20 protein-coding genes are annotated in these 20,646 nt (G+C 70.8%); 10 read left to right on the top strand and 10 right to left on the bottom strand.

The window, feature by feature from the left end:
• Positions 1 to 35 precede the first annotated feature (35 nt).
• From SY2F82_RS35650 to SY2F82_RS35680, 7 genes are all read left to right on the top strand, one after another.
• Positions 36 to 845, top strand: coding sequence for an NAD(P)-dependent oxidoreductase (locus SY2F82_RS35650; protein ID WP_200423246.1), 810 nt, complete (start codon positions 36 to 38; stop codon positions 843 to 845).
• Positions 846 to 1,100: 255 nt separating this feature from the next.
• Positions 1,101 to 1,871, top strand: a complete 771-nt coding sequence (locus SY2F82_RS35655) for a DeoR/GlpR family DNA-binding transcription regulator (protein ID WP_200423247.1) — start codon at positions 1,101 to 1,103, stop codon at positions 1,869 to 1,871.
• A 94-nt stretch (positions 1,872 to 1,965) separates the two neighbouring features.
• Entirely contained in the window at positions 1,966 to 3,336 is a 1,371-nt protein-coding gene (locus SY2F82_RS35660; protein ID WP_200423248.1) for a sugar ABC transporter substrate-binding protein, read from the top strand.
• A complete protein-coding gene (locus SY2F82_RS35665; RefSeq protein ID WP_200423249.1) occupies positions 3,333 to 4,271 on the top strand; it encodes a carbohydrate ABC transporter permease in 939 nt (312 codons plus the stop codon). Before SY2F82_RS35660 ends, SY2F82_RS35665 begins: the two co-directional genes overlap by 4 nt.
• The gene (locus SY2F82_RS35670; RefSeq protein ID WP_200423250.1) at positions 4,268 to 5,128 is read left to right on the top strand and encodes a carbohydrate ABC transporter permease; all 861 of its coding nucleotides are present in this window, start codon (positions 4,268 to 4,270) and stop codon (positions 5,126 to 5,128) included. Before SY2F82_RS35665 ends, SY2F82_RS35670 begins: the two co-directional genes overlap by 4 nt.
• Positions 5,125 to 6,114: a zinc-dependent alcohol dehydrogenase family protein gene (locus tag SY2F82_RS35675; RefSeq protein WP_200423251.1), complete on the top strand. Its 990-nt coding sequence runs from the start codon at positions 5,125 to 5,127 to the stop codon at positions 6,112 to 6,114. The genes SY2F82_RS35670 and SY2F82_RS35675 overlap by 4 nt, the downstream gene beginning before the upstream one ends.
• 363 nt (positions 6,115 to 6,477) lie before the next feature.
• On the top strand, positions 6,478 to 7,641 hold the full coding sequence (locus SY2F82_RS35680) for a TerD family protein (RefSeq protein WP_200423252.1): 1,164 nt from the start codon (positions 6,478 to 6,480) through the stop codon (positions 7,639 to 7,641).
• Positions 7,642 to 7,712: 71 nt separating this feature from the next.
• Here the strand turns inward: SY2F82_RS35680 and SY2F82_RS35685 are convergent, their stop codons facing one another.
• Positions 7,713 to 8,279, bottom strand: a complete 567-nt coding sequence (locus SY2F82_RS35685) for a TetR/AcrR family transcriptional regulator (RefSeq protein WP_200423253.1) — start codon at positions 8,277 to 8,279, stop codon at positions 7,713 to 7,715.
• 109 nt (positions 8,280 to 8,388) lie between these two features.
• Between SY2F82_RS35685 and SY2F82_RS35690 the strand changes: the two genes are divergently transcribed.
• Positions 8,389 to 8,811, top strand: a complete 423-nt coding sequence (locus tag SY2F82_RS35690) for a nuclear transport factor 2 family protein (protein WP_200423254.1) — start codon at positions 8,389 to 8,391, stop codon at positions 8,809 to 8,811.
• A gap of 49 nt (positions 8,812 to 8,860) precedes the next feature.
• Here the strand turns inward: SY2F82_RS35690 and SY2F82_RS35695 are convergent, their stop codons facing one another.
• The 4 genes from SY2F82_RS35695 to SY2F82_RS35710 all read right to left on the bottom strand — a co-directional run bounded on the left by SY2F82_RS35695 (position 8,861) and on the right by SY2F82_RS35710 (position 13,805).
• Complete coding sequence (locus SY2F82_RS35695; protein ID WP_200423255.1) at positions 8,861 to 9,877, bottom strand: 1-aminocyclopropane-1-carboxylate deaminase; 1,017 nt, start codon at positions 9,875 to 9,877, stop codon at positions 8,861 to 8,863.
• Between the two features lie 14 nt (positions 9,878 to 9,891).
• Positions 9,892 to 10,563 carry a GntR family transcriptional regulator gene (locus SY2F82_RS35700; protein ID WP_200423256.1) on the bottom strand — a complete coding sequence of 224 codons (672 nt, stop codon included), beginning with the start codon at positions 10,561 to 10,563 and terminating at the stop codon, positions 9,892 to 9,894.
• Between the two features lie 134 nt (positions 10,564 to 10,697).
• Positions 10,698 to 12,140, bottom strand: a complete 1,443-nt coding sequence (locus SY2F82_RS35705) for an alkaline phosphatase PhoX (protein WP_200423257.1) — start codon at positions 12,138 to 12,140, stop codon at positions 10,698 to 10,700.
• 237 nt (positions 12,141 to 12,377) lie between these two features.
• Positions 12,378 to 13,805: a hypothetical protein gene (locus SY2F82_RS35710; RefSeq protein WP_200423258.1), complete on the bottom strand. Its 1,428-nt coding sequence runs from the start codon at positions 13,803 to 13,805 to the stop codon at positions 12,378 to 12,380.
• A 311-nt stretch (positions 13,806 to 14,116) separates the two neighbouring features.
• On the opposite strand from SY2F82_RS35710, the gene SY2F82_RS35715 reads away from it, so the two are divergent.
• Entirely contained in the window at positions 14,117 to 15,943 is a 1,827-nt protein-coding gene (locus tag SY2F82_RS35715; protein ID WP_200423259.1) for an endonuclease/exonuclease/phosphatase family protein, read from the top strand.
• Positions 15,944 to 16,001: 58 nt separating this feature from the next.
• Here the strand turns inward: SY2F82_RS35715 and SY2F82_RS35720 are convergent, their stop codons facing one another.
• The 3 genes from SY2F82_RS35720 to SY2F82_RS35730 form a co-directional block, all read right to left on the bottom strand.
• On the bottom strand, positions 16,002 to 16,706 hold the full coding sequence (locus SY2F82_RS35720) for an antibiotic biosynthesis monooxygenase (protein ID WP_200423260.1): 705 nt from the start codon (positions 16,704 to 16,706) through the stop codon (positions 16,002 to 16,004).
• A gap of 116 nt (positions 16,707 to 16,822) precedes the next feature.
• On the bottom strand, positions 16,823 to 17,485 hold the full coding sequence (locus tag SY2F82_RS35725; RefSeq protein WP_200423261.1) for a hypothetical protein: 663 nt from the start codon (positions 17,483 to 17,485) through the stop codon (positions 16,823 to 16,825).
• A complete protein-coding gene (locus SY2F82_RS35730; protein WP_200423262.1) occupies positions 17,482 to 17,634 on the bottom strand; it encodes a hypothetical protein in 153 nt (50 codons plus the stop codon). The genes SY2F82_RS35725 and SY2F82_RS35730 overlap by 4 nt, the downstream gene beginning before the upstream one ends.
• 319 nt (positions 17,635 to 17,953) lie before the next feature.
• Here SY2F82_RS35730 and dapA point away from each other — a divergent pair, with 319 nt between their 5' ends.
• A complete protein-coding gene (dapA, locus tag SY2F82_RS35735) occupies positions 17,954 to 18,856 on the top strand; it encodes a 4-hydroxy-tetrahydrodipicolinate synthase (protein ID WP_200423263.1) in 903 nt (300 codons plus the stop codon).
• A gap of 96 nt (positions 18,857 to 18,952) precedes the next feature.
• On the opposite strand, the gene SY2F82_RS35740 is transcribed toward dapA, so the two are convergent.
• Positions 18,953 to 19,324, bottom strand: a complete 372-nt coding sequence (locus SY2F82_RS35740) for a VOC family protein (protein ID WP_200423264.1) — start codon at positions 19,322 to 19,324, stop codon at positions 18,953 to 18,955.
• Between the two features lie 239 nt (positions 19,325 to 19,563).
• A complete protein-coding gene (gene dapD, locus SY2F82_RS35745) occupies positions 19,564 to 20,553 on the bottom strand; it encodes a 2,3,4,5-tetrahydropyridine-2,6-dicarboxylate N-succinyltransferase (protein ID WP_200423265.1) in 990 nt (329 codons plus the stop codon).
• Positions 20,554 to 20,646: the final 93 nt, after the last annotated feature.

Here is a 20,646-nt window from a genome sequence, read left to right on the forward strand (position 1 = left end):
CACGAATGCGGCCGTGGATCTCAAGGAGACCGAGGATGCCCGCTCCCCGCACCGTTCTGCTCACCGGCGCCGCCGGCGGACTCGGCACCCTGATGCGGGGACTGCTGCCCCAGTACGGCTACCAGCTGCGCCTCCTCGACCTGCTGCCGATCGAGGGCGAGCCGGGCGCGATCACCGCGGATCTCGCGGACAAGGACGCCGTGCGCGAGGCCGTACGGGGCGTCGACGCGATCATCCACCTCGCGGGCATCTCCTTGGAGTCCACGTTCGAGAAGATCCTGAAGGCGAACATCGAGGGCGCGTACAACGTGTACGAGGCGGCGCGCGAGGAAGGCGTACGCCGGATCGTGTTCGCCTCCTCCAACCACGCGGTCGGCTTCACCCCTCGCCCCCAGGGCGACGACCCGCTGATTCCGATCGACACCCCGCGCCGCCCCGACACCTTCTACGGGCTGTCCAAGTCCTTCGGCGAGGACCTGGCCCAGTTCTACTGGGACAAGCACGGCCTGGAGACCGTGTCGGTGCGCATCGGCTCCTGCTTCCCGGAGCCCACCAGCGTCCGCATGCTCTCCGTCTGGATGAGCCCCGAGGACGGCGCCCGCCTCTTTCACGCGGCCCTGACCGCCGAGGACGTCGGCCACACCGTCGTCTACGGCTCCTCGGCCAACACCCGCCTGTGGTGGGACCTGACCACCGCGCGGGCCCTCGGCTACGAACCGCAGGACGACTCCGAGCCGTACGCCGAGAAGCTCATCGCCGAGCAGGGCGAGCTGGACCCGGACAACCCGGCGCACGCGCACCTGGGCGGCCACTTCGTCACGGACCCGCCGATCTGGCCGTACTGAGAGACGCACTCCAAGGGCGGGCGGGCACCGAACGGGCCCGCCCGCGCCGCTTTTCGGGCACGGCGGCTGCCCGATCCCACCGGCCGGCCCGCTTCACCGCAGGTCCGGGACGGTCACGCTTGCCGCCGAACGGGCGGGGTCGGGCACACTCGATCGCGTAACAGACCTGGTCAGCGCCGCACTCCCGCTGTAGAAAATCCTCCATGGGCCCCACCGGGCCCGAACGGGCACACCTGAGCGGAGACGGGAGGCGCGATGACGGCCAGGACCGCGGAGGAACGGCAGCGTGAGATCGTCAAGGCCGCCCGTCGCACGGGCTCGGTCGACGTCACCACGCTCGCCGCCGAACTGGGCGTCGCCAAGGAGACCGTACGTCGCGATCTGCGCGCCCTGGAGGACCACGGGCTGGTCCGCCGCACCCACGGCGGCGCCTACCCCGTGGAGAGCGCCGGCTTCGAGACGACCCTCGCCTTCCGCGCCACCAGCCACGTGCCCGAGAAGCGCCGGATCGCGGCCGCCGCGGCCGAGCTGCTCGGGGACGCCGAGACGGTCTTCGTCGACGAGGGCTTCACCCCCCAGCTCATCGCCGAGGCGCTGCCCCGGGACCGGCCGCTGACCGTGGTCACCGCGTCCCTGGCCACCGCGGGCGCGCTCGCCGAGGCCGAGAACACCACCGTCCTGCTGCTGGGCGGCCGGGTGCGGCACGGCACGCTCGCCACCGTCGACCACTGGACGACGAAGATGCTCGCCGGTTTCGTGATCGACCTGGCGTACATCGGCGCGAACGGCATCTCCCGCGAACACGGCCTGACCACGCCGGACCCCGCGGTCAGCGAGGTCAAGGCCCAGGCGATCCGCGCGTCCCGGCGCACGGTGTTCGCGGGGGTGCACACCAAGTTCGGCGCGGTCAGCTTCTGCCGGTTCGCGGAGATCGGCGCGCTGGAGGCGATCGTCACGAGCACGCTCCTGCCGACGACCGAGGCGCACCGCTACTCACTGCTGGGCCCACAGGTCATCCGGGTCTGACACCGTCCGAGAACATGTGAATGCCATAACCCCTCCCCAGGGACGCTCACGCCCCAGTGCGCCCCTTATCTCCCCATAAGTCCAGGAGCGATCCATGCGCACCCAGAGCCGACGGAGGCCGCGAGCCGTGCTCGCCATGGCCGCCGCAGGGACGCTGCTCGCCCCGCTGCTTTCCGGCTGCTGGGTCGGAGCAGGCGGGTCCGGTTCCGGCGGCAACTCCATCAACGTCCTGATGGTCAACAACCCGCAGATGGTGGAGTTGCAGAAGCTCACCGCCGCACACTTCACCAAGGACACCGGCATCAAGGTGAACTTCACCGTGCTGCCCGAGAACGACGTCCGCGACAAGATCAGCCAGGACTTCGCCAACCAGGCGGGCCAGTACGACGTCGCCACCCTCAGCAACTACGAGATACCGATCTACGCCCGCAACGGCTGGCTGCAGGACATGGACGCGTATGTGGCCAAGGACCACGCCTACGACGAGCAGGACGTCCTGGTCCCCATGCGCCAGTCGCTGACCGGTGACGACGGCAAGCTGTACGGACAGCCGTTCTACGGCGAGTCGTCCTTCCTCATGTACCGCAAGGACGTCTTCGCCGAGAAGGGCCTGACGATGCCCGCCCACCCCACCTGGCAGCAGGTCGCCGACCTCGCCGCCGAGGTGGACGGCGCGAAGCCGGGGATGCGGGGCATCTGTCTGCGCGGCCTGCCCGGCTGGGGCGAGCTCATGGCGCCGCTCACGACGGTCGTGAACACCTTCGGCGGCACCTGGTTCGACAAGAACTGGAAGGCGCACCTGGACTCCCCCGAGTTCGAGAAGGCGACGAAGTTCTACGTCGACCTCGTCCGCACGCACGGCGAGTCGGGCGCCGCGCAGTCCGGGTTCGCCGAGTGCCTCAACAACATGACCCAGGGCAAGGTCGCCATGTGGTATGACGCCACCTCCGCGGCCGGCTCCCTGGAGGCGTCCGGCTCCCCCGTCAAGGGCAAGCTCGGCTACGCCCCCGCCCCCGTGGAGGAGACCAGGTCCTCCGGGTGGCTCTACACCTGGGCCTGGGGCATCCAGAAGGCCTCCCGCAACCCCGACAAGGCCTGGAAGTTCGTCTCCTGGGCGTCCAGCAAGCAGTACGAACAGCTCGTCGGCGACACCAGCGGCTGGGCCGACGTTCCGGCGGGCAAACGCGCCTCCACCTACGAGAACGCCGACTACCGCAAGGCCGCCGCCTCCTTCCAGGAGATGACCCGCGAGGCCATCGAGGGCGCACGGCCCCGCGACCCCGGCGTGCAGCCGCGTCCCGCGCCCGGCATCCAGTTCGTCGGCATCCCCGAGTTCACCGACCTCGGCACCAAGGTCTCCCAGGAGATCAGCGCGGCCATCGCCGGACGCCAGTCCGTCGAGTCGGCCCTGAAGAAGTCCCAGAAGCTCGCCGAGCAGATCTCCAAGGAGTACGAGGGACGATGACCGCCACGACCACGGCCCCCGTGGCCGCCACTCCCGTACGCACCGCGCACCAACCGTCGGCCCGGCTGCGAGCCTGGGCCACGAGGGCCCCGCTGCTGCCCGCCCTGATCTTCATGATCGTCGTGACCCAGCTGCCGTTCGTGGCGACGCTGGTGATCTCCTTCTTCGACTGGAACGCCCTCTACCCGAAGGCCCGCCACTTCACCGGCGTCGACAACTACCGCCAGGTCCTCACCGATCCGGACCTGCGCCACTCGGTGTGGACGACCATCCTGCTGACGGTCGCCGTGGTGCTGGTCAGCCTGGTCCTGGGCCTCGCGCTGGCGCTGCTCCTGGACCGGAAGTTCCGCGGCCGGGGCATGGTGCGCACCCTGCTGATCGCACCCTTCCTGGTGGTCCCCGTGGCGGCGGCCCTGCTCTGGAAGCATGTGCTCTACAACCCTGAATACGGCCTGTTCAACGGGTTGCTGCACTATGTGGGCGGCCCCCAGCCGGACTGGATCTCGGGCACCCCGCTGCTCGCGGTCGAGGCCTCCCTCATCTGGCAGTGGACACCGTTCATGATGCTGATCCTGCTGGCCGGTCTGCAGAGCCGCGACCACCAGCAGATCGAGGCCGCGCGGGTGGACGGCGCGAGCGACTGGCAGATCTTCCGTCACCTGACGCTCCCGCACCTGCGCCGCTATCTGGAACTCGGCGCACTGCTGGGCTCGATCTACATCGTCCAGAACTTCGACGCGGTCTTCACGCTCACCTCGGGCGGTCTGGGCACCGCGAACCTCCCCTACACCGTCTACCAGACCTTCTACCAGGCCCACGAGAACGGCCTCGCCTCGGCCGCCGGCGTTCTGGTCGTCATCGGTTCGATCATCATCGCGACCTTCGCCCTGCGCGTGGTGTCGTCCCTGTTCCGCGAGGAGGTGTCCCGCGCATGAGCGCCACCGCCGCACGCACCGCCACCGTACGCCCCCGCCGTCGCCGCGGAGTCGGGCTCGGCCTGCTGGCCTGGCTGGCCGGTCTGCTGTTCTTCCTGCCCATCGCCTGGATGGCCCTGACGTCGTTCCACTCGGAGGCGGACGCGGCCACGAACCCCCCGTCCTTCGGGGCCGCCCTGACCCTGGACGGCTATCGCGACTTCTTCGGCGTGGGAGGCGGCGCGAGCCCCTGGCCCGCCCTGATCAACTCGACGGTGGCGTCGGTGGTGTCGACGCTGTGCGTGCTGCTGCTGGCGCTGCCCGCGGCCTACGCGCTCTCGATCCGCCGGGTGAGGAAGTGGACGGACGTCCTGTTCTTCTTCCTGTCCACCAAGATGCTGCCGGTGGTGGCGGGCCTGCTGCCGATCTACCTGTTCGCGAAGAACGCCGGGATGCTCGACAACATCTGGCTGCTCGTCATCCTCTACACATCCATGAACCTGCCGATCGCGGTGTGGATGATGCAGTCGTTCCTCGCCGAGGTGCCGGTCGCGGTGATCGAGGCGGCTCGGGTGGACGGGGCGCGCCTGCCGACGGTCCTGGCGCGGGTGGTGGCCCCGATCGCGCTGCCCGGCATCGCGGCGACGGCGTTGATCTGCTTCATCTTCAGCTGGAACGAGCTGCTCTTCGCCCGGGTGCTCACCGGCGTGGTGGCCGAGACGGCCCCCGTCTTCCTGACCGGCTTCATCACCAGCCAGGGCCTGTTCCTGGCGAAGGTGTGCGCCGCGTCGCTCGTCATCTCCCTGCCGGTGCTCGCCGCGGGGTTCGCCGCCCAGGACAAACTGGTCCAGGGCCTGTCGTTGGGAGCCGTGAAATGAAGGCCGCCGTCATCGAGTCCGTGGGCCGCGCCGTCGTCTCCGAGGTCCCGGACCCGACGCCCGGACCGCGCGAGGTCGTCGTCGAGGTCGCGGCCTGCGGACTGTGCGGCACCGACCTGCACATCCTCCAGGGAGAGTTCGCGCCCAAGCTGCCGATCGTGCCCGGGCACGAGTTCGCGGGCAAGGTCGTCGGGGTGGGTACGCAGGTCACGGAGCTGGCGGTCGGCGACCGGGTCGCCGTGGACCCGTCCCTGTACTGCCACGAGTGCCGGTACTGCCGTACGGGTCACAACAACCTGTGCGAGCGCTGGGCGGCGATCGGGGTGACGACGGCCGGCGGGGCCGCGCAGTACGCGGTGGCGCCGGTGGCGAACTGCGTGAAGCTCCCGGAGCATGTCCGCACCCAGGACGCGGCGTTGGTGGAGCCGCTGTCGTGCGCGGTGCGCGGCTACGACGTCCTGCGATCCCGTCTCGGGGCACACGTCCTGATCTACGGCTCGGGAACGATGGGCCTGATGATGCTGGAACTGGCCAAGCGGACCGGAGCGGCGAGCGTGGACGTGGTGGACGTCAACCCGGCGCGGCTGGAGACGGCACGGCGGCTGGGTGTCTCGGGCTCGGCGGCGAACGCGGACGAACTGGACCGGCCGCAGGGCTGGGACGTGGTGGTGGACGCCACGGGCAACGCGGCGGCGATCCAGGACGGCCTGGAGCGGGTGGCGAAGGCGGGGACGTTTCTGCAGTTCGGGGTGGCGGACTATGCGACGCGGGTCACGATCGATCCGTACCGGATCTACAACCAGGAACTGACGATCACGGGCTCGATGGCGGTGCTGCACAGCTTCGAACGGGCGGCGGAGCTGTTCGCGAACGGGGTGCTGAACCCCGAGGTGTTCATCAGCGATCGCCTGCCTCTGGAGCGGTATCCGCAGGCGCTGGAGCAGTTCGCGGCGGGGGTGGGGCGGAAGATCGTGGTGGTGCCGTAGGGGCGCGGCGTGGATGGTTCTCGCCCCCGCCGCCCCTACCCTTCCCGTCCCTGGGGGCTGCCGCCCCCAGACCCCCTTCGGCCTGAACGGCCTCGTCCTCAAACGCCGGACGGGCTCAACAATGCCGACCGGCGAAAAATCAGCCCCTCCGGCGTTTGAGGAGCGGAGGTCGGGGGCCGCCCCCGGACGGGACCTGGGGCGGAGCCCCCGGCGATGTGCAGGGGCGGAGACCCTGATGGGGTTGAAGGGGCGGAGCCCCTGGAGGTGGGACGGGTAGGGGCGGCGGGGGCGAGGGCCGTGCGGTGGGGCATCGGGTAAGGGAACGGTAAAGCGGCCTCGCTCGTTACCCCTGGCATGACAGCTATGACCCCCGGCTCGAACATCGCCCTCGGCGTCCCCCGCGTGACCGTCGACGTCGCCGCCCCGGTGCGGCTCGACGTGTCGGCCCTGCTGCTCACCGCCGACGGCAAGGTGCGCTCCGACGACGACTTCATCTTCTACAACCAGCCGATGGGCCCGGGTGTCACCTACCGCTCCGGCGGCGGCACGAGCCCCGACTCGATCACCGTCGACACCGCCTCCCTCCCCCCGGGCATCGAGAAGATCGTCGTCACCGCGAGCCCCGACGCCGCCGGCCAGACCTTCCAGGGCATCGAGCCGACGGCCACCCTCCGCAACGCGGACGACAACAGCGTGCTGGCCACGTTCACGCCGCCGCAGCTCGGCACCGAGACCGCGCTGGTGGTCGTGGAGGTCTATCTGCGGGGCGGCGCATGGAAGGCGCGTGCCGTGGGGCAGGGCTACGCCAACGGCCTCGCGGGCATCGCGACCGACTTCGGCGTCACGGTGGAGGAACCGGCCGCGCCGCCACAGCCCGTCGCCCCGCCGCAGACCATGCCCCCGGCACCCGTAGCTCCGCCGGCACCGCCCACCCCGGCCCCCGGCGCCGGAAAGATCAACCTCGACAAGGGCCGTGTCAGCCTCCAGAAGAACCAGACCGTGTCCCTCGTCAAGGGCGGCCGCCCGCTGCTCTCCCAGGTCAGGATGGGCCTCGGCTGGGAGCCCGCCTTCCACGGCAAGGACATCGACCTGGACGCCTCCGTCATCGCGTACGGCCCGCAGCGCAACCACATCGACAGCTGCTACTTCGGCAAGCTGACCATCCTCAACGGCGCGATCAAGCACTCCGGGGACAATCTCACGGGCGAGGGCGGAGGCGACGACGAGGTCATCGCCGTCGACCTCGGACGCCTGCCCCAGGAGGTCACGGGCCTGGTCTTCACCGTGAACTCGTTCTCCGGCCAGAAGTTCACGGAGGTCGCCAAGGCGTACTGCCGCCTCGTGGACGCCGCCACCGACCAGGAGCTGGTGCGTTTCGACCTCACGGGCGCGGAGCCGCAGACGGGCGTGATGATGGCCAAGCTCGTCCGCCAGTTCTCCGGCGAGTGGGACATGACCGCGATGGGCGACTTCGTCAAGGCCCGCACGGTACGGAACATGGTCAAGCCGGCGGCCGAGGCGCTGTAGCCGGTCGTACGGCAGCCACCACACTCGCGGGTGCCCCTCGGCGGGCGCCCGCGGGTGCGGCAGCCGGGGGTCTACGGCCGCAGTCCCTCCGTCAGCAGCGACAGATAGCGGCGGATGTAGGCGCCCTGACCGTTCGCCAGTTCCGAGGCGATGGCGATGCCGTGGGCCAGCCGCAGCACCTCGATCGGCTCGACGTCGGCCCGCAGGGTCCCCTCCCGCTGCGCCGCCTCCACCAGTCGTGACGCCGCCTCCTTCATCGAGGTGCCGCAGGCCGTGACCGCGGCGGAGCTGCCGTCCGTGACGGCCGAACCCAGCAGGGCCTTCATCCCGCGCACCTGGATCGTCCCGACGCACAGCTCGTGCAGCCACTCCACCAGCGCCTCACCCGGCGGAAGCGCCTTCGCGATCTCGTCGGCCCGGGTCGCGATCGCCTCGATCCGGTCGACGTACGCGGCCTCCAGCAGCGCCTGACGGTTCGGGAAGTGCCGGTACAGCGTCCCCGACCCGACCCCCGCCCGCTTCGCGATGTCGTCGAGCGACGCGTTCTCGCCATGCTCGGCGAAAGCCTCCGCCGCCACCTTCAGCAACCGCTCGTAGTTGCGCCGTGCGTCCGCTCGCATGGGCCTGACCTGCGCCATCCAGCTACTCCTTGCGAACCGGGGACTCTCTCCGTATCTTATCCGGCACTTGAACCGGAGACAGTCCCCGGTTATCTGAGCCTCGGCCGAGTGAACGGAGTCCCACCGTATGCCCCCCGCTGCCCCGGCCGCCCTCGGCCCCCGAGACGTTCTCGCCCGCTACCGGAGTGCCATGGTCGACAAGTCGGCGGACGATCTGGCCGACCTGTACTCGGTCGATGCCGTCCATGAGTTTCCGTTCCTCTTCCCGGGCATGCCCGCGCGCTATCACGGACGCGAAGAGGTACGCGCGGGGTACAGGGCCGCCTGGGGCGCAAGCCCGGCGCAGCCGCGGCAGATCCATGAGGTGGCCGTGCACGCGTCCACCGATCCCGAGGTGATCACCGTGGAGCAGATCGTCACCGGGACCGTGGCCACCACCGGTGAACCGTTCGCCTTCCCGGGACTTCTGGTGATGCGGGTCCGGAACGGCTTGATCGTGCACGTGCGCGACTACATGGACGGCCTCGCGGTGGCTCACGCGATGGGGTGACTACCTGCCGTGGCCGCCATGCTCAGCGGCCGTCAGGCTGGATGACGGGCTAGAAGAGCGCGCTGTACGCGTTCAGCGCGGGTTGTCCGCCCAGGTGGGCATAGAGGACGGTGGAGTCCCGGCCGATCTCCCCGCGCGAGACCAGGTCGACGAGCCCGGCCATCGACTTCCCCTCGTAGACGGGATCGGTGACCATCCCCTCCGTGCGTGCGGCGAGCCGCATCGCCTCCAGCGTCCTCTCGTCCGGGATGCCGTAGGTGCCCGCGTGGTACCGCTCGTCCAGCTCGACGTCCGCCTCCGTCAACTCCTTCTCCACTCCGATGAGCCGTCCGGTGGCGCGGGCGATCCGGGCGATCTGCTGCCGTGTGCGGGCGGGCTCCGCGGACGCGTCGATGCCGATCACACGGCGCGGACGCCCGCCCGCCTCCTCCAGCGCGCGGAACCCGGCGATCATGCCGGCCTGGGTGGAGCCGGTCACGGAACACACGATCACGGTGTCGAAGAAGACGCCCGACTCCCGCTCCTGCTCGGCGACCTCGTACGCCCAGTTCGCGAAGCCGAGACCGCCGAGCGGGTGGTCGGAGGCACCGGCCGGGATGGCGTACGGCTTGCCGCCCGCCTCCTCGACCTCCCGCAGCGCCTGCTCCCAGCTCTCCTTGAAGCCGATCCCGAACCCGGCCCTGACCAGCCGTACGTCGGCCCCGGCGAGCCGGCTGACGAGGATGTTGCCGACCTTGTCGTACACGGAGTCGGGCCAGTCGACCCAACTCTCCTGGACCAGCACGCACTTGAGCCCTACGTGGGCCGCGACCGCGGCGACCTGCCGGGTGTGGTTGGACTGCACCCCGCCGATCGAGACCAGCGTGTCGCAGCCCTGTGCGAGCGCGTCGGCGACGAGGTACTCCAGCTTGCGGGTCTTGTTCCCGCCGTACGCGATGCCGGAGTTGCAGTCCTCCCGCTTGGCCCACACAGAGGCACCGCCGAGGTGGGCGGTGAGCCGCTGAAGCGGGTGGACCGGGGAGGGCCCGAAGAGCAGGGGACAACGCTCGTACGCGGACAGGGACATGGGACCTCCCGGGTTCAGCGGGCCTCTTCGTCGGTTCGGTCGGTTTCGTCGGCCAGGTCTGCGAGAGTGCGCCAGATCTCCGCGGTGACGCGAACCGACCCGTCCACGTCACCGTCCGCACAGGCCTCGATGAGCCGCTCGTGCAGCCCGGCGGAGCGGCAGGTGCCGCCCTCGCCGAAGCGCCGACGCTCCAGGCGGCGGATGAGCGGCATGTAACGGGCGATGGTGGCGGCGGCCGCTCGATTGCCGCAGACCCGGACCAGCACGTCGTGCAGCTCGTCGTCGGCGCGCAGGGCGGCGTCCACGTCACCGGCGCGTACGGCGCCCGCGAACCGCTCGTTGGCCGCGCGCATCTCCGCCACGTCCGCTGCCCGCAACCGGGGCACGGCGACCCTCGTGGCCAGCTCGTGCATGGCTCCCACGACGGCCGCCGCGTCCCGTACGTCGTCGGCGACGACCGGGGTCACCCGTGTGTAGCTCTGCGGCTTGCTCTCCAGCAGCCCCTCGTCCACGAGCCTCGAGAAAGCCTCCCGCACGGGCGCACGCGACAGCCCGAGCCGCGCGGCGAGCTCGGTGTCGCGCACCACCGCGCCGGGCTCGATCTCCCCGGCCACGATGGCGTCCCGAATGGCTTCGTAGGCCCGGTCCCGCAGCAGGGTTCGGGGCACGGGTCGAAGGGCTTCCACGAATTGAAATGTTAGATATCAATAGCGGCCCGAACAAGGGTGTGGCCCGCACCCTCGTGAAGGTGCGGGCCTGGCCGGCGCCCAGGACCGCCCGCCGAACAGGACGGGCCCACCCGTACGAGTGACTCTCTGCTCTAGCGCCGCTGGCGCTTCCAGGGGCCGGTGATGGCCAGCATGATGCCGGGCTCCTGGATGTTGGCGTACAGGGTCTTTCCGTCGGGTGAGAAGGTGACGCCGGTGAACTCGCTGTATTCCGGCTCCTCTTCGGTGCCGATGTTCAGTTCGTTGCGGGCGATGGGGTACGTGCGGCCGCTGTCGGTGGCGCCGAAGAGGTGCTGGATGCCCTCGCCGTCCTCGGCGATGACCAGGCCGCCGTACGGCGAGACGGTGATGTTGTCGGGGCCGTCGAAGCTACCGTCCTCGGCCGGGTCCGGGTTCACCCCGAGCAGGACCTTCAAGGTGAGGGTGCGGCGCTTGGGGTCGTAGAACCAGACCTGGCCGTCGTGCCGGCCGGGGCTCTCCTCGCGGGCGTAGGAGGAGACGATGTAGGTGCCGCCGTCACCCCACCACATGCCCTCCAGCTTGCGGGCCCGGGTGATCTCACCGTCGGCGAACTGCTTGCGCACGGGGACCGTCTTGGCGTCGCGGTCCGGGACGTCGATCCAGTCGACGCCGTAGACGGTGCCGATCTTCGTGGCGCGGGAGAGGTCGTCGACGAACCGGCCGCCGGAGTCGAAGCACTTGAAGGCCTGCAGACGGCCCGCGTCGTCGGCGAGGGCGCGCAGCTTGCCGCGGCCGTGCTCGAAGCCCTCCGGCGGGGTCCAGCGGTAGAGCAGGCCGTTCGGGCCGGAGGCGTCCTCCGTCAGGTACAGGTGGCCGCGCTTGGGGTCGACGACGACGGCCTCGTGGGCGTAACGGCCGAGCGCCTTGACGGGCTTGGGGTCGCGGTTGGCGCGCCGGTCGGCGGGGTCCACCTCGAAGACGTAGCCGTGGTCCTTGGTCATGCCGTTCTGGCCGGCCTTGTCCTCGGTCTCCTCACAGGTCAGCCAGGTCCCCCAGGGAGTGTTGCCACCGGCGCAGTTGGTGGAGGTGCCGGCGATGCCGACCCACTCGGCGACGTGGTCGTGGCGGACCTCGACGACGGTGCAGCCGCCGGACGCGGCCGGGTCGTAGACGAGGCCCTCGGTGAGCGGTACCGGGTACTTCCACTTGGAGCGGGGGCCCTTGAGCTCGTGGTTGTTGACGAGGAGGGTGGCGCCGCGCGGGCCGGGGAAGGTGGAGGTGCCGTCGTGGTTGGACGGGGTGAACTCGCCGGATTCCAGCTTGGTCCTGCCGCTGTAGGTGATGACGCGGTACGAGAACCCGGCGGGCAGGGCGAGGATGCCGTTCGGGTCGGGGACGAGCGGTCCGTAGCCCACGCCGTGGTGCCGCTGCTCCTCGTGGCCGTCCGTGGTCTCGGTGTCGGTGGACGCGAGGGCGTGGGGAGCGGTGGCGAGGGCGCCGACACTGCCGGCCAGGGCGATGCCGGCACCGGTGAGCGCGGACTGCCTGGTGAAGTCCCTGCGGGTGAGCGACATGCTGTCTCCTGTAGGAGGGGAGGGAATCGGTCGGGGGGTGGCTGGCGGACCTCCGCCGGGCGCACACGCTCGCGCTCGCTCCTGAACTCCCGTTGAACGGCAGCCGACGGCTGGGCACGTTTTTCCATGAATCCGCAAAGCACAGCTCTGGGGCGGGCAGGGCGCACACCAATACCGGGCAATGCCACGGCAACGTCCCGCCCCGTCACCCACCGAGCGAGGCCACGGCGCCGACGGTCAACCCCCCTGCTGCGACCGCGCCTTGAACGCCGCCTTCCTCGCCTCCTTCGCCACCTTCTTGTCCGGGTGCAGACGCCCCATCGCCTCCAGGACGTCCGGAGTGGCCGGATGGTCCACCCGCCACGCCGTCGCGAAGAAGCCGCTGTGCTGGGCCGCCAGACCCTCCACCAGGCCCTGCAGTTCCTCCGAGTTGCCCTCGGCCGCCAGCTGCGCGGCCACCGTGTCGATGGTCAGCCAGAACACCATCGACTCCGGCGGTGCCGGCACGTCGGCCGCCCCGCGCTCGGTGAGCCATACCCGTGCCAGGCCGCCCAGTTCGGCGTCGTCCAGCACCTCGCGCAGCGCGGGCTCCGCCTGCAGTCCGACGAGGGACAGCGCCTGCTGGCAGCGGAGCCTGCGCAGGGGCGCCCCGGCGTCCGAGCCCCGTGCGGCAGCCAGCAGCTCCCGCGCCGCCGTCAGCGGTTCCCGGCGTGCCAGCCACTGCTCCGTCTCCGCCTGCGCGGCCGCGGGCGGGAACCCCGACGTGCCGTCGAGCAGGGCGTCCGCGCCCTTGTCGGCCAGCTCCCCCACCGCGGGCGCCGTCATCCCGGCCTCCTGCAGCCGGGTCCGCATCCCGTACAGCCCGAGCGGCGTCAGCCGTACCATCCCGTACCGGCTCACGTCCGTCACGTCGACGCCCTCCGTGGACTCGTCCTCGGCGTCGGTCATCAGCGCCTCGTCGACCGGCTGGAAGTCGACGAGCCCGATGGGCTGAAGGATCCGGAACTGGTCGTCCAGCCGCATCATGGCGTCCGAGACCTGCTCCAGGACGTCGTTGGTGGGTTCGCCCATGTCGTCGGGCACGATCATCGACGCGGCGAGGGCGGGCAGCGGCACCGCGCTGTCTCCGGGACCCTCCTCACTGACCGTCAGCACGTAGAGGTTGCCGAGCACTCCGTCGAGGAACTCGGCCTCCGCCTCCGGGTCCCAGTCGAGGGAGGACAGGTCGATCCCGCCGTCCTCCCCCATGGCGTCGGCGAGCCCGTCCAGCTCGGGCACGCTCGCGTCGGCGAGCACGGCCTCCAGCGCGCCCAGCCAGACGCCGAGCACCTCGCCCGGGCTGCCGGAGGTGAGCAGTGCGAGGTCGGCGCCAGTGGTGACCGTCCCCGCCTCCTGGTCGACGACTTGGACGAGGCCGGCGTCGACGGCGACCCGCCAGGCCTCGCTCGCGTCGGCGACGGCGCCCTCGCCGGTCAGCCCGAGGACTTCGGCCGCGGCGGGCAGCTGCTCCTCGACCAGCTCGCCCCCGGGGCCGACGCGTGTGTCCGGTCCGGCCCAGCGGGCGAGCCGGGCGGCGCGGGAGAGCAGGGGTGTGGCGAGCGCGTCCCGTGCGAGCTCCGCCTCGGAACGCAGCCGGACCGGCGGCAGGAGGGAGCTGTGTGACATCGGCTGGGTCTCCTTGGGGGACGTACGTGGTGGCCGAGGGGCGCCCCGAAACACACTGCTCAGCCTAGACGGATTTCCACCCATGCCGCCCGGTTCATCTCCTCGCCGGCTGCCGTACATGGCCGAAACCTTGACAACTGGCCTGTGAACGCAGGAGATTGACGCGCGTAGAAGTCGGGGGACAGCTGTTCACTGAGGTTCGGTGCCGTCCGTCGCCTGCTACGCGCGTCGCCACCGCCCCACCGGTCGCGGCCCCCGGTTCCACGCTCCACTTCGTCCCGGCGCCCACGTATCTCCCCGGAGGGATTCCGTTGCCGAGCAAGTCTTCCGCGCGCCTCGCGGCGCTCACCGTCGCCGCCGTCTGCTCCGCCGTGTCCGGTGTGGTCCTCACCTCTCCCGCGCACGCGGACACCGTGCGCATCCACGACATCCAGGGCACCACCCGGATATCACCGCTCGCGGGCCAGAAGGTCACGGACGTGGCCGGAATCGTCACGGGTGTGCGGACCTACGGCTCGTCGAGAGGGTTCTGGATGCAGGACCCGACCCCGGACGACGACCCGGCCACCAGTGAGGGCGTCTTCGTCTTCACCGGCTCCACCCCGAAGGTCGCGGTCGGCGACGCGGTGACGGTGACGGGCACGGTCTCGGAGTACGTCCCGGGCGGCACCTCGTCCGGCAACCAGTCGGTCACGGAGATCACCAAGCCGACGGTGACGGTCCGTTCCAGCGGCAACGCCGTCCCGGCGCCGGTCGTGATCGACGAGGACTCCGTCCCCGCCGAGTACACCCCTGCGGGCGACCCGGCCGCGAACGGCTCGATCAACGGCCTGACGCTTCGGCCGTCGACGTACGCCCTGGACTACTACGAGTCCCTGGAGGGCATGAACGTCCAGGTCGCCGACGCCCGCGTGGTCACCGCCACCGACCCGTACAGCGAGCTGTGGGTCACGGTGAAGCCGTACGAGCACGCCAATCGCCGCGGCGGCACGGTCTACGGCTCCTACGACTCCCAGAACACCGGCCGGCTGCAGATCCAGTCCCTCGGCTCGACCGCCGACTTCCCGCAGGCGAACGTCGGTGACACGCTCGCCGGCACCACGACCGGCCCGCTGGACTACAACCAGTTCGGCGGTTACACCCTGGTCGCCGGCCGGCTGGGGTCGCTCGAGAGCGGCGGGCTGCAGCGGGAGACCACCCGCAAGCAGGAGCGCGGCGAGTTGGCCGTGGCGACCTACAACGTGGAGAACCTGGACCCGTCGGACACCACGTTCGCGGCCCACGCCTCCGCGATCGTGAACAACCTGCAGTCGCCGGACATCGTGTCCCTGGAGGAGATCCAGGACGACAACGGCGCCAAGGACGACGGCACGGTCGACGCGAGCCAGACCGTGAACAAGCTGATCGACGCGATCGTCGCGGCGGGCGGCCCGAAGTACGACTGGCGCTCGATCGACCCGGTCAACGACCAGGACGGCGGCGAGCCCGGCGGCAACATCCGCCAGGTCTTCCTGTTCAATCCGCAGCGGGTCTCCTTCACCGACCGGCCGGGCGGCGACTCCACGACGGCCGTGGGTGTCACCAGGGTGCACGGCAAGGCGCAGCTGACGGTGTCGCCCGGTCGTATCGACCCGGCCAGCGCCGCGTGGAAATCCAGCCGCAAGCCGCTGGTCGGCGAGTTCGTCTTCCGCGGCCGGACCGTCTTCGTGATCGCCAACCACCTCACCTCCAAGGGCGGCGACCAGTCGCTGCACGCGCAGTACCAGCCGCCGACCCGCAGCTCGGAGGTACAGCGCCACCTGCAGGCCACCGAGGTGAACACCTTCGTCAAGGACATCCTCGACACGCAGAAGAACGCCGACGTCATCGCACTCGGCGACATGAACGACTTCGAGTTCTCCGACACCGCGAAGATCCTCGAGGGTGACGGCGAGCTGTGGTCGGCGATCAAGTCGCTGCCGAAGAGCGAGCGGTACACGTACGACTACCAGGGCAACGAGCAGGTCCTGGACCAGATCCTGGTCAGTCCGTCGATCCGCCGCGGCTGCGACCTGGACTACGACAGCGTGCACGTCAACTCGGAGTTCCACGACCAGATCAGCGACCACGACCCGCAGGTGCTGCGGTTCCGGCCGTAGCCGTCCCTCGGGCCCGGGGCCGGCTGGACACCTCGTCCGGCCGGCCCTGTCCCAGGTCTCAGTCCGGCAGGAGTCCGAGCGCGTAGTCGTAGCGGTTGACGGTGGTGCTCCTGAGCCCTGGCCACGTCTGCACGCGCCCCCACTGCGCCGTGCCGGAACCGATGCCGTCGCCGGGCGCGGCGAGCGCCTCCAGGTGGGCCTGGGCACTCTCCCACTCGGCGTAGTTCAGGACCCGCGTGCCGTCCGTGCTGAGGTGGAAATGGGCGCCGATGCCGCCGGGACGCGGGTTCGGCTCGCTCTCCAGCGCCTCGACGACGGCGTCGACCCACGCGCGCTGCCGCTCGGGGTCGGGCCCGTCGAACTCGACGTCGACGATCACGATGCATCCGGGCGCCCGCCCCGCCCGGTCGGCCGGACCGTGGCTGCGGTAGTACCGGTACCGGCCCAGCCACAGCCGTTCGATGCCCGGCACGGCGGTGTCGACCTCATCGACGCGCTCCTGGCGCTGCGTCTTGAGGTACGCCTCGTAGGCCTGCTCGTCCGCCCAGCGCGAGTGGTGCAGCAGGGTGGAGCCGTCGTGTCCGGTGTACACGAAGTAGCCGAGCAGCCCGTCGGCGGGCCACTGCCGGCGCTCCCAGGTCTCGGCGATGGCCTCGACCGTCTGCCGCTGCCGCAGCGGTGTCCCCACCCGCCAGGTGCTGAAGAAGGGCGCCTGCGCCCTGGAATCCGTGAAGTCGGGGTGCGCGATGGTACGACGGGTCATGAAAGGCCTCCGTGGTCGCTGTTTCAGCATGCATCGACCACGTTCCGACCTCGACCAAGCTTGAGGTCAAGCCCGCCTCTGGGGACCGGGCCGAGACCCGGTCCCCAGAGGCCGGGTCACCGCTTGGGTCCGCCGTTCTCCAGACGCGCCAGTCGGCTCTGGAACCAGTCGAGCCGGGCCTGGAGCAGGGCGGCCTCGGCGACCAGCTCGGACACGCCGAGATCGGCCGGTGGGGCCTCGGCACCGGATGCGGCCCGCACCCGCAGCCCCTCCCCCGCGAGCCGGGCGAACGCCGCGAGCGACAGGGACGTACGGCCGCGTACGCACCCGGCGCACGACGCCTGCAGGACGCGCCAGCCCGGCCGTCCCCAGCCGGCGTCGGCCAGCGCCGCGGCCGACGCTCCGCACGCGCAGGCGCCGACCGTCATCGTCCGCACCCGCTGGCGCGCGTACCGGAAGCCGCGTTCGAAGCGGATGTACGCGCCGAGGACCGCGACCTCGAGCAGCACGGCCGCCCGGTGCTCCCCGGTGCACAGCAGCGCCTCCGCCTCCGCGCGGTCGTGGACGCAGTGGAAGCCGCAGTCGCAGCGGCGGTGCGGCGCGCGGTGCCGCAGGCCGTAGACGCACCGGGCCTCGTCGAGGACCGCGTAGGGCAATGCGCCGCCCAGCGACACACCGGTGAACCCGGCCCGGGTGCCGTCCTGGGACAGCACCGGGTGGGCGATCTTGTATCCGGTCGGCGGCTCCGTCGGTCGTTCCTCGGGGAGCCGCAGTCTCATCGCGCGACCGGAACCTCTTCGGGGGCGGGCGCCTCCTCGACGGGCTCCACGATGTCGGCGACGTCGGCGACCCGGAGGTCGGCCTGTTCCTCGTGCAGCTGCGGGCGCTCCTCGGCGACCCCGGTGGCGAGTGCCTTGCCCAGCTTCATGACGCCTCCCGGCTGTTGGTTACCGTCCCGGCCATGGTGACCCACGCGGCCCGATTTGGCACCAGTGCCTGGTCGCCGACGGTCCCGCACCGCGCACTGCGCGCGCCCCGCACCGCGCACTCCGCGCCCCGCACCGCGCCTCCCGCGCTCGGCTCACCGCGCCCCGAGCAACATCCGCCGCCGCTCCCGCCACCGCTCCCTGACCTGGGGCTGCGGGCGCTCGCTCCGCTGGAAGCCCCTCCTCACTCAAGCACCACTAATCAATATCCTGTAGAAGAATTAAGTGGAGCTTCACAGTCTCGATGCCGACACTACTCCCATGACGACCACACCCCTCACCGCCCGTCCCTTCGGCCGCGCGCTGTGCGCCATGATCACCCCCTTCACCGAGGCCGGCGCGCTCGACCTCGACGGCGCACAGCGGCTCGCCGACCTGCTCGTGAGCGAGGGCTGCGACGGCCTGGTGCTGTCGGGCACCACGGGAGAGTCCCCGACCACCACCGACGCCGAGAAGTCCGCGCTGGTGCGGGCGGTACGGGAGGCGGTCGGCGGGCGGGCGTCCATCGTCGCGGGCGTCGGCACGTCGGACACCCGGCACACCGTGGAGCTGGCGCTGGAGGCCGAAAAGGCGGGCGCGGACGGACTGTTGGTGGTCACGCCGTACTACAGCCGACCCCCGCAGGACGCGGTCGAGGCCCACTTCCGCGAGATCGCCGACGCCTCGGGACTGCCACTCATGCTCTACGACATCCCGGGCCGCACCGGCACCCGCATCGAACCGGAGACGATGATCCGGCTGACGGAGCATCCGCGGATCGTGGCGGTCAAGGACTGCGCGTACGACTTCCTCGGCACCCAGAAGGTGCTGGCGCGGACCGAGTTGGCGTACTACGCGGGCTGCGACGAGCACAACCTCGCCCTCTACGCGGTCGGCGCCGCAGGTTACGTCAGCACGGTCGCGAACGCAGTCCCGCGCCGGCTCCGGTCGGTTCTGGACGCGTTCGACGCGGGGGACACGGCTCGTGCGGCCCGGCTGCAGCAACAGGCCACCCCGCTCATCGACCTGATGATGTCCGCCGGCCTGCCCGGCACGGTGACCGCCAAGGGCCTGCTGGGGGCGCTCGGTCTGCCCGCGGGCCCGGTCCGCGCGCCGCTGCGGCCCGCCGGCCGCGAGACGGTCGACGGACTGCTGGCGGCGTACGAGCGGCTGGTGACGGCCTGATCAGCGCGGCGTGTTCCGCAGCAGGTCCTCGACGGCGTACCGGTCGCCGCCGCTGAGCAGGACCGCCGGCCCCTTCCGGGCCCTCCGAATCCCCGGTCAGCTCCTGGTGATGCAGAAGGGATGTCCAGCCGGATCGGTGAGAACCCGCGCCCTGGCGGCCTCGTGAGGCTGGTGATCCGGCTTGCCCGCGCCCAGCTCCAGCAGGCGGGCTTCGGCTTCGTCCAAGTCATCGACCTTGAAGCAGATGTGAAGCTGCTGGGGAACGGTTTGTTCCGGCCAGCGCGGAGCCCGGTAGTCGTCGACCCGTTGAAAACCGATGAAGAGCCCGTCTTCATGGTTGAGACCGGCGAAGTCGGCGTCCGACTTCGGGTGGGGTTCGAGACCGGTGGCCTGCTGGTAGAACGCCGCCAAAGCCGGCGGATCAGGGCAGTCGAGGGTTATCGCGACCAACTTCATCTGCAGGGGCACGGCATCTCCCAACCGATCGGTGGACGTCCGCGATGAACAGCACTGAGGCGGCCGCAGGCCAGAACCTGGCCCCGCCCACTGTCGTCCGGGACAGGACACGAGCGACACGAGCGCCCTCCCGGGCCGTTCTCGGGCGGTGGAAGGGCGCTCAACGATGACCGACGCCGACGACTGCCACACCTCGGCGGCAGGTCAGGGCGTTGATCGATGAGGCGGCCGCAGGTCACGGCCGCCGTTGGTCAGTTGTGGCTGTGCAGGATCTCGTTCAGACCGCCCCAGACCGCGTTGTTCGGGCGGGCCTCGACCTTGCCGGTGACGGAGTTGCGGCGGAAGAGGATGTTGGAGGCGCCGTTGAGCTCACGGGCCTTGACGATCTGGCCGTCGGGCAGGGTGACCCGGGTGCCGGCGGTGACGTACAGGCCGGCCTCGACGACGCACTCGTCGCCGAGCGCGATGCCGACACCCGCCTCCGCGCCGATCAGGCAGCGCTCGCCGATGGAGATGATCACGTTGCCGCCGCCGGACAGCGTGCCCATGGTGGAGGCGCCGCCGCCGATGTCCGAGCCGTCGCCGACCACGACGCCCGCGGAGATGCGGCCCTCGACCATGGAGGTGCCGAGCGTGCCGGCGTTGAAGTTCACGAAGCCCTCGTGCATGACGGTCGTGCCCTCGGCGAGGTGCGCGCCGAGGCGGACCCGGTCGGCGTCGGCGATGCGGACGCCCTTGGGGGCGACGTAGTCCGTCATGCGCGGGAACTTGTCGATGGAGGTCACCTGGAGGTGCAGGCCCTCGGCGCGGGCGTTCAGGCGCACCTTCTCGACGTCGTCGACGGCGACCGGGCCGAGCGAGGTCCAGGCGACGTTGGCGAGGAGCCCGAAGATGCCCTCCAGGTTCTGGCCGTGCGGCTTGACCAGGCGGTGGGAGAGCAGGTGGAGGCGCAGATAGACGTCGTGCGTGTCGATCGGCTTCTCGTCGAGCGAGGCGATGACCGTGCGCACCGCGACCACCTCGACGCCCCGACGGGCGTCCGGGCCGATCGCCTTGACGGCGCCTTCGCCGAGCAGCTCCACGGCCTTCTCGGCGGACAGCCGCTCGGTGCCGGACGGGCCGGGCTCGTCGGCCAGCTCGGGCGCGGGGAACCAGGTGTCGAGAACGGTGCCGTCGGCGGCGACGGTGGCGAGGCCGGCGGCCACGGCACCGGTGGTACGGGGGGCAGTCGTGTCGGTCATAGGGGAAACCTAACGTGGCCGGGCGCGCAGGGGCGAACCGGTGCGGGGGGCGTCTCAGGTGCCGGTCGGCCTCGTCGCCGGAGTCGGGCACGG

This window comes from Streptomyces sp. Y2F8-2 (genome assembly GCF_014905555.1).
GTDB classification, from domain to species: domain Bacteria; phylum Actinomycetota; class Actinomycetes; order Streptomycetales; family Streptomycetaceae; genus Streptomyces; species Streptomyces cynarae.

Coding starts and splice junctions, on each gene's coding strand:
- SY2F82_RS35650 (WP_200423246.1), top strand. CDS start 36: ATGCCCGCTCCCCGCACCGTTCTGCTCACCGGCGCCGCCGGCGGACTC.
- SY2F82_RS35655 (WP_200423247.1), top strand. CDS start 1,101: ATGACGGCCAGGACCGCGGAGGAACGGCAGCGTGAGATCGTCAAGGCC.
- SY2F82_RS35660 (WP_200423248.1), top strand. CDS start 1,966: ATGCGCACCCAGAGCCGACGGAGGCCGCGAGCCGTGCTCGCCATGGCC.
- SY2F82_RS35665 (WP_200423249.1), top strand. CDS start 3,333: ATGACCGCCACGACCACGGCCCCCGTGGCCGCCACTCCCGTACGCACC.
- SY2F82_RS35670 (WP_200423250.1), top strand. CDS start 4,268: ATGAGCGCCACCGCCGCACGCACCGCCACCGTACGCCCCCGCCGTCGC.
- SY2F82_RS35675 (WP_200423251.1), top strand. CDS start 5,125: ATGAAGGCCGCCGTCATCGAGTCCGTGGGCCGCGCCGTCGTCTCCGAG.
- SY2F82_RS35680 (WP_200423252.1), top strand. CDS start 6,478: ATGACCCCCGGCTCGAACATCGCCCTCGGCGTCCCCCGCGTGACCGTC.
- SY2F82_RS35685 (WP_200423253.1), bottom strand. CDS start 8,279: ATGGCGCAGGTCAGGCCCATGCGAGCGGACGCACGGCGCAACTACGAG.
- SY2F82_RS35690 (WP_200423254.1), top strand. CDS start 8,389: ATGCCCCCCGCTGCCCCGGCCGCCCTCGGCCCCCGAGACGTTCTCGCC.
- SY2F82_RS35695 (WP_200423255.1), bottom strand. CDS start 9,877: ATGTCCCTGTCCGCGTACGAGCGTTGTCCCCTGCTCTTCGGGCCCTCC.
- SY2F82_RS35705 (WP_200423257.1), bottom strand. CDS start 12,140: ATGTCGCTCACCCGCAGGGACTTCACCAGGCAGTCCGCGCTCACCGGT.
- SY2F82_RS35710 (WP_200423258.1), bottom strand. CDS start 13,805: ATGTCACACAGCTCCCTCCTGCCGCCGGTCCGGCTGCGTTCCGAGGCG.
- SY2F82_RS35720 (WP_200423260.1), bottom strand. CDS start 16,706: ATGACCCGTCGTACCATCGCGCACCCCGACTTCACGGATTCCAGGGCG.
- SY2F82_RS35725 (WP_200423261.1), bottom strand. CDS start 17,485: ATGAGACTGCGGCTCCCCGAGGAACGACCGACGGAGCCGCCGACCGGA.
- SY2F82_RS35730 (WP_200423262.1), bottom strand. CDS start 17,634: ATGAAGCTGGGCAAGGCACTCGCCACCGGGGTCGCCGAGGAGCGCCCG.
- dapA (WP_200423263.1), top strand. CDS start 17,954: ATGACGACCACACCCCTCACCGCCCGTCCCTTCGGCCGCGCGCTGTGC.
- dapD (WP_200423265.1), bottom strand. CDS start 20,553: ATGACCGACACGACTGCCCCCCGTACCACCGGTGCCGTGGCCGCCGGC.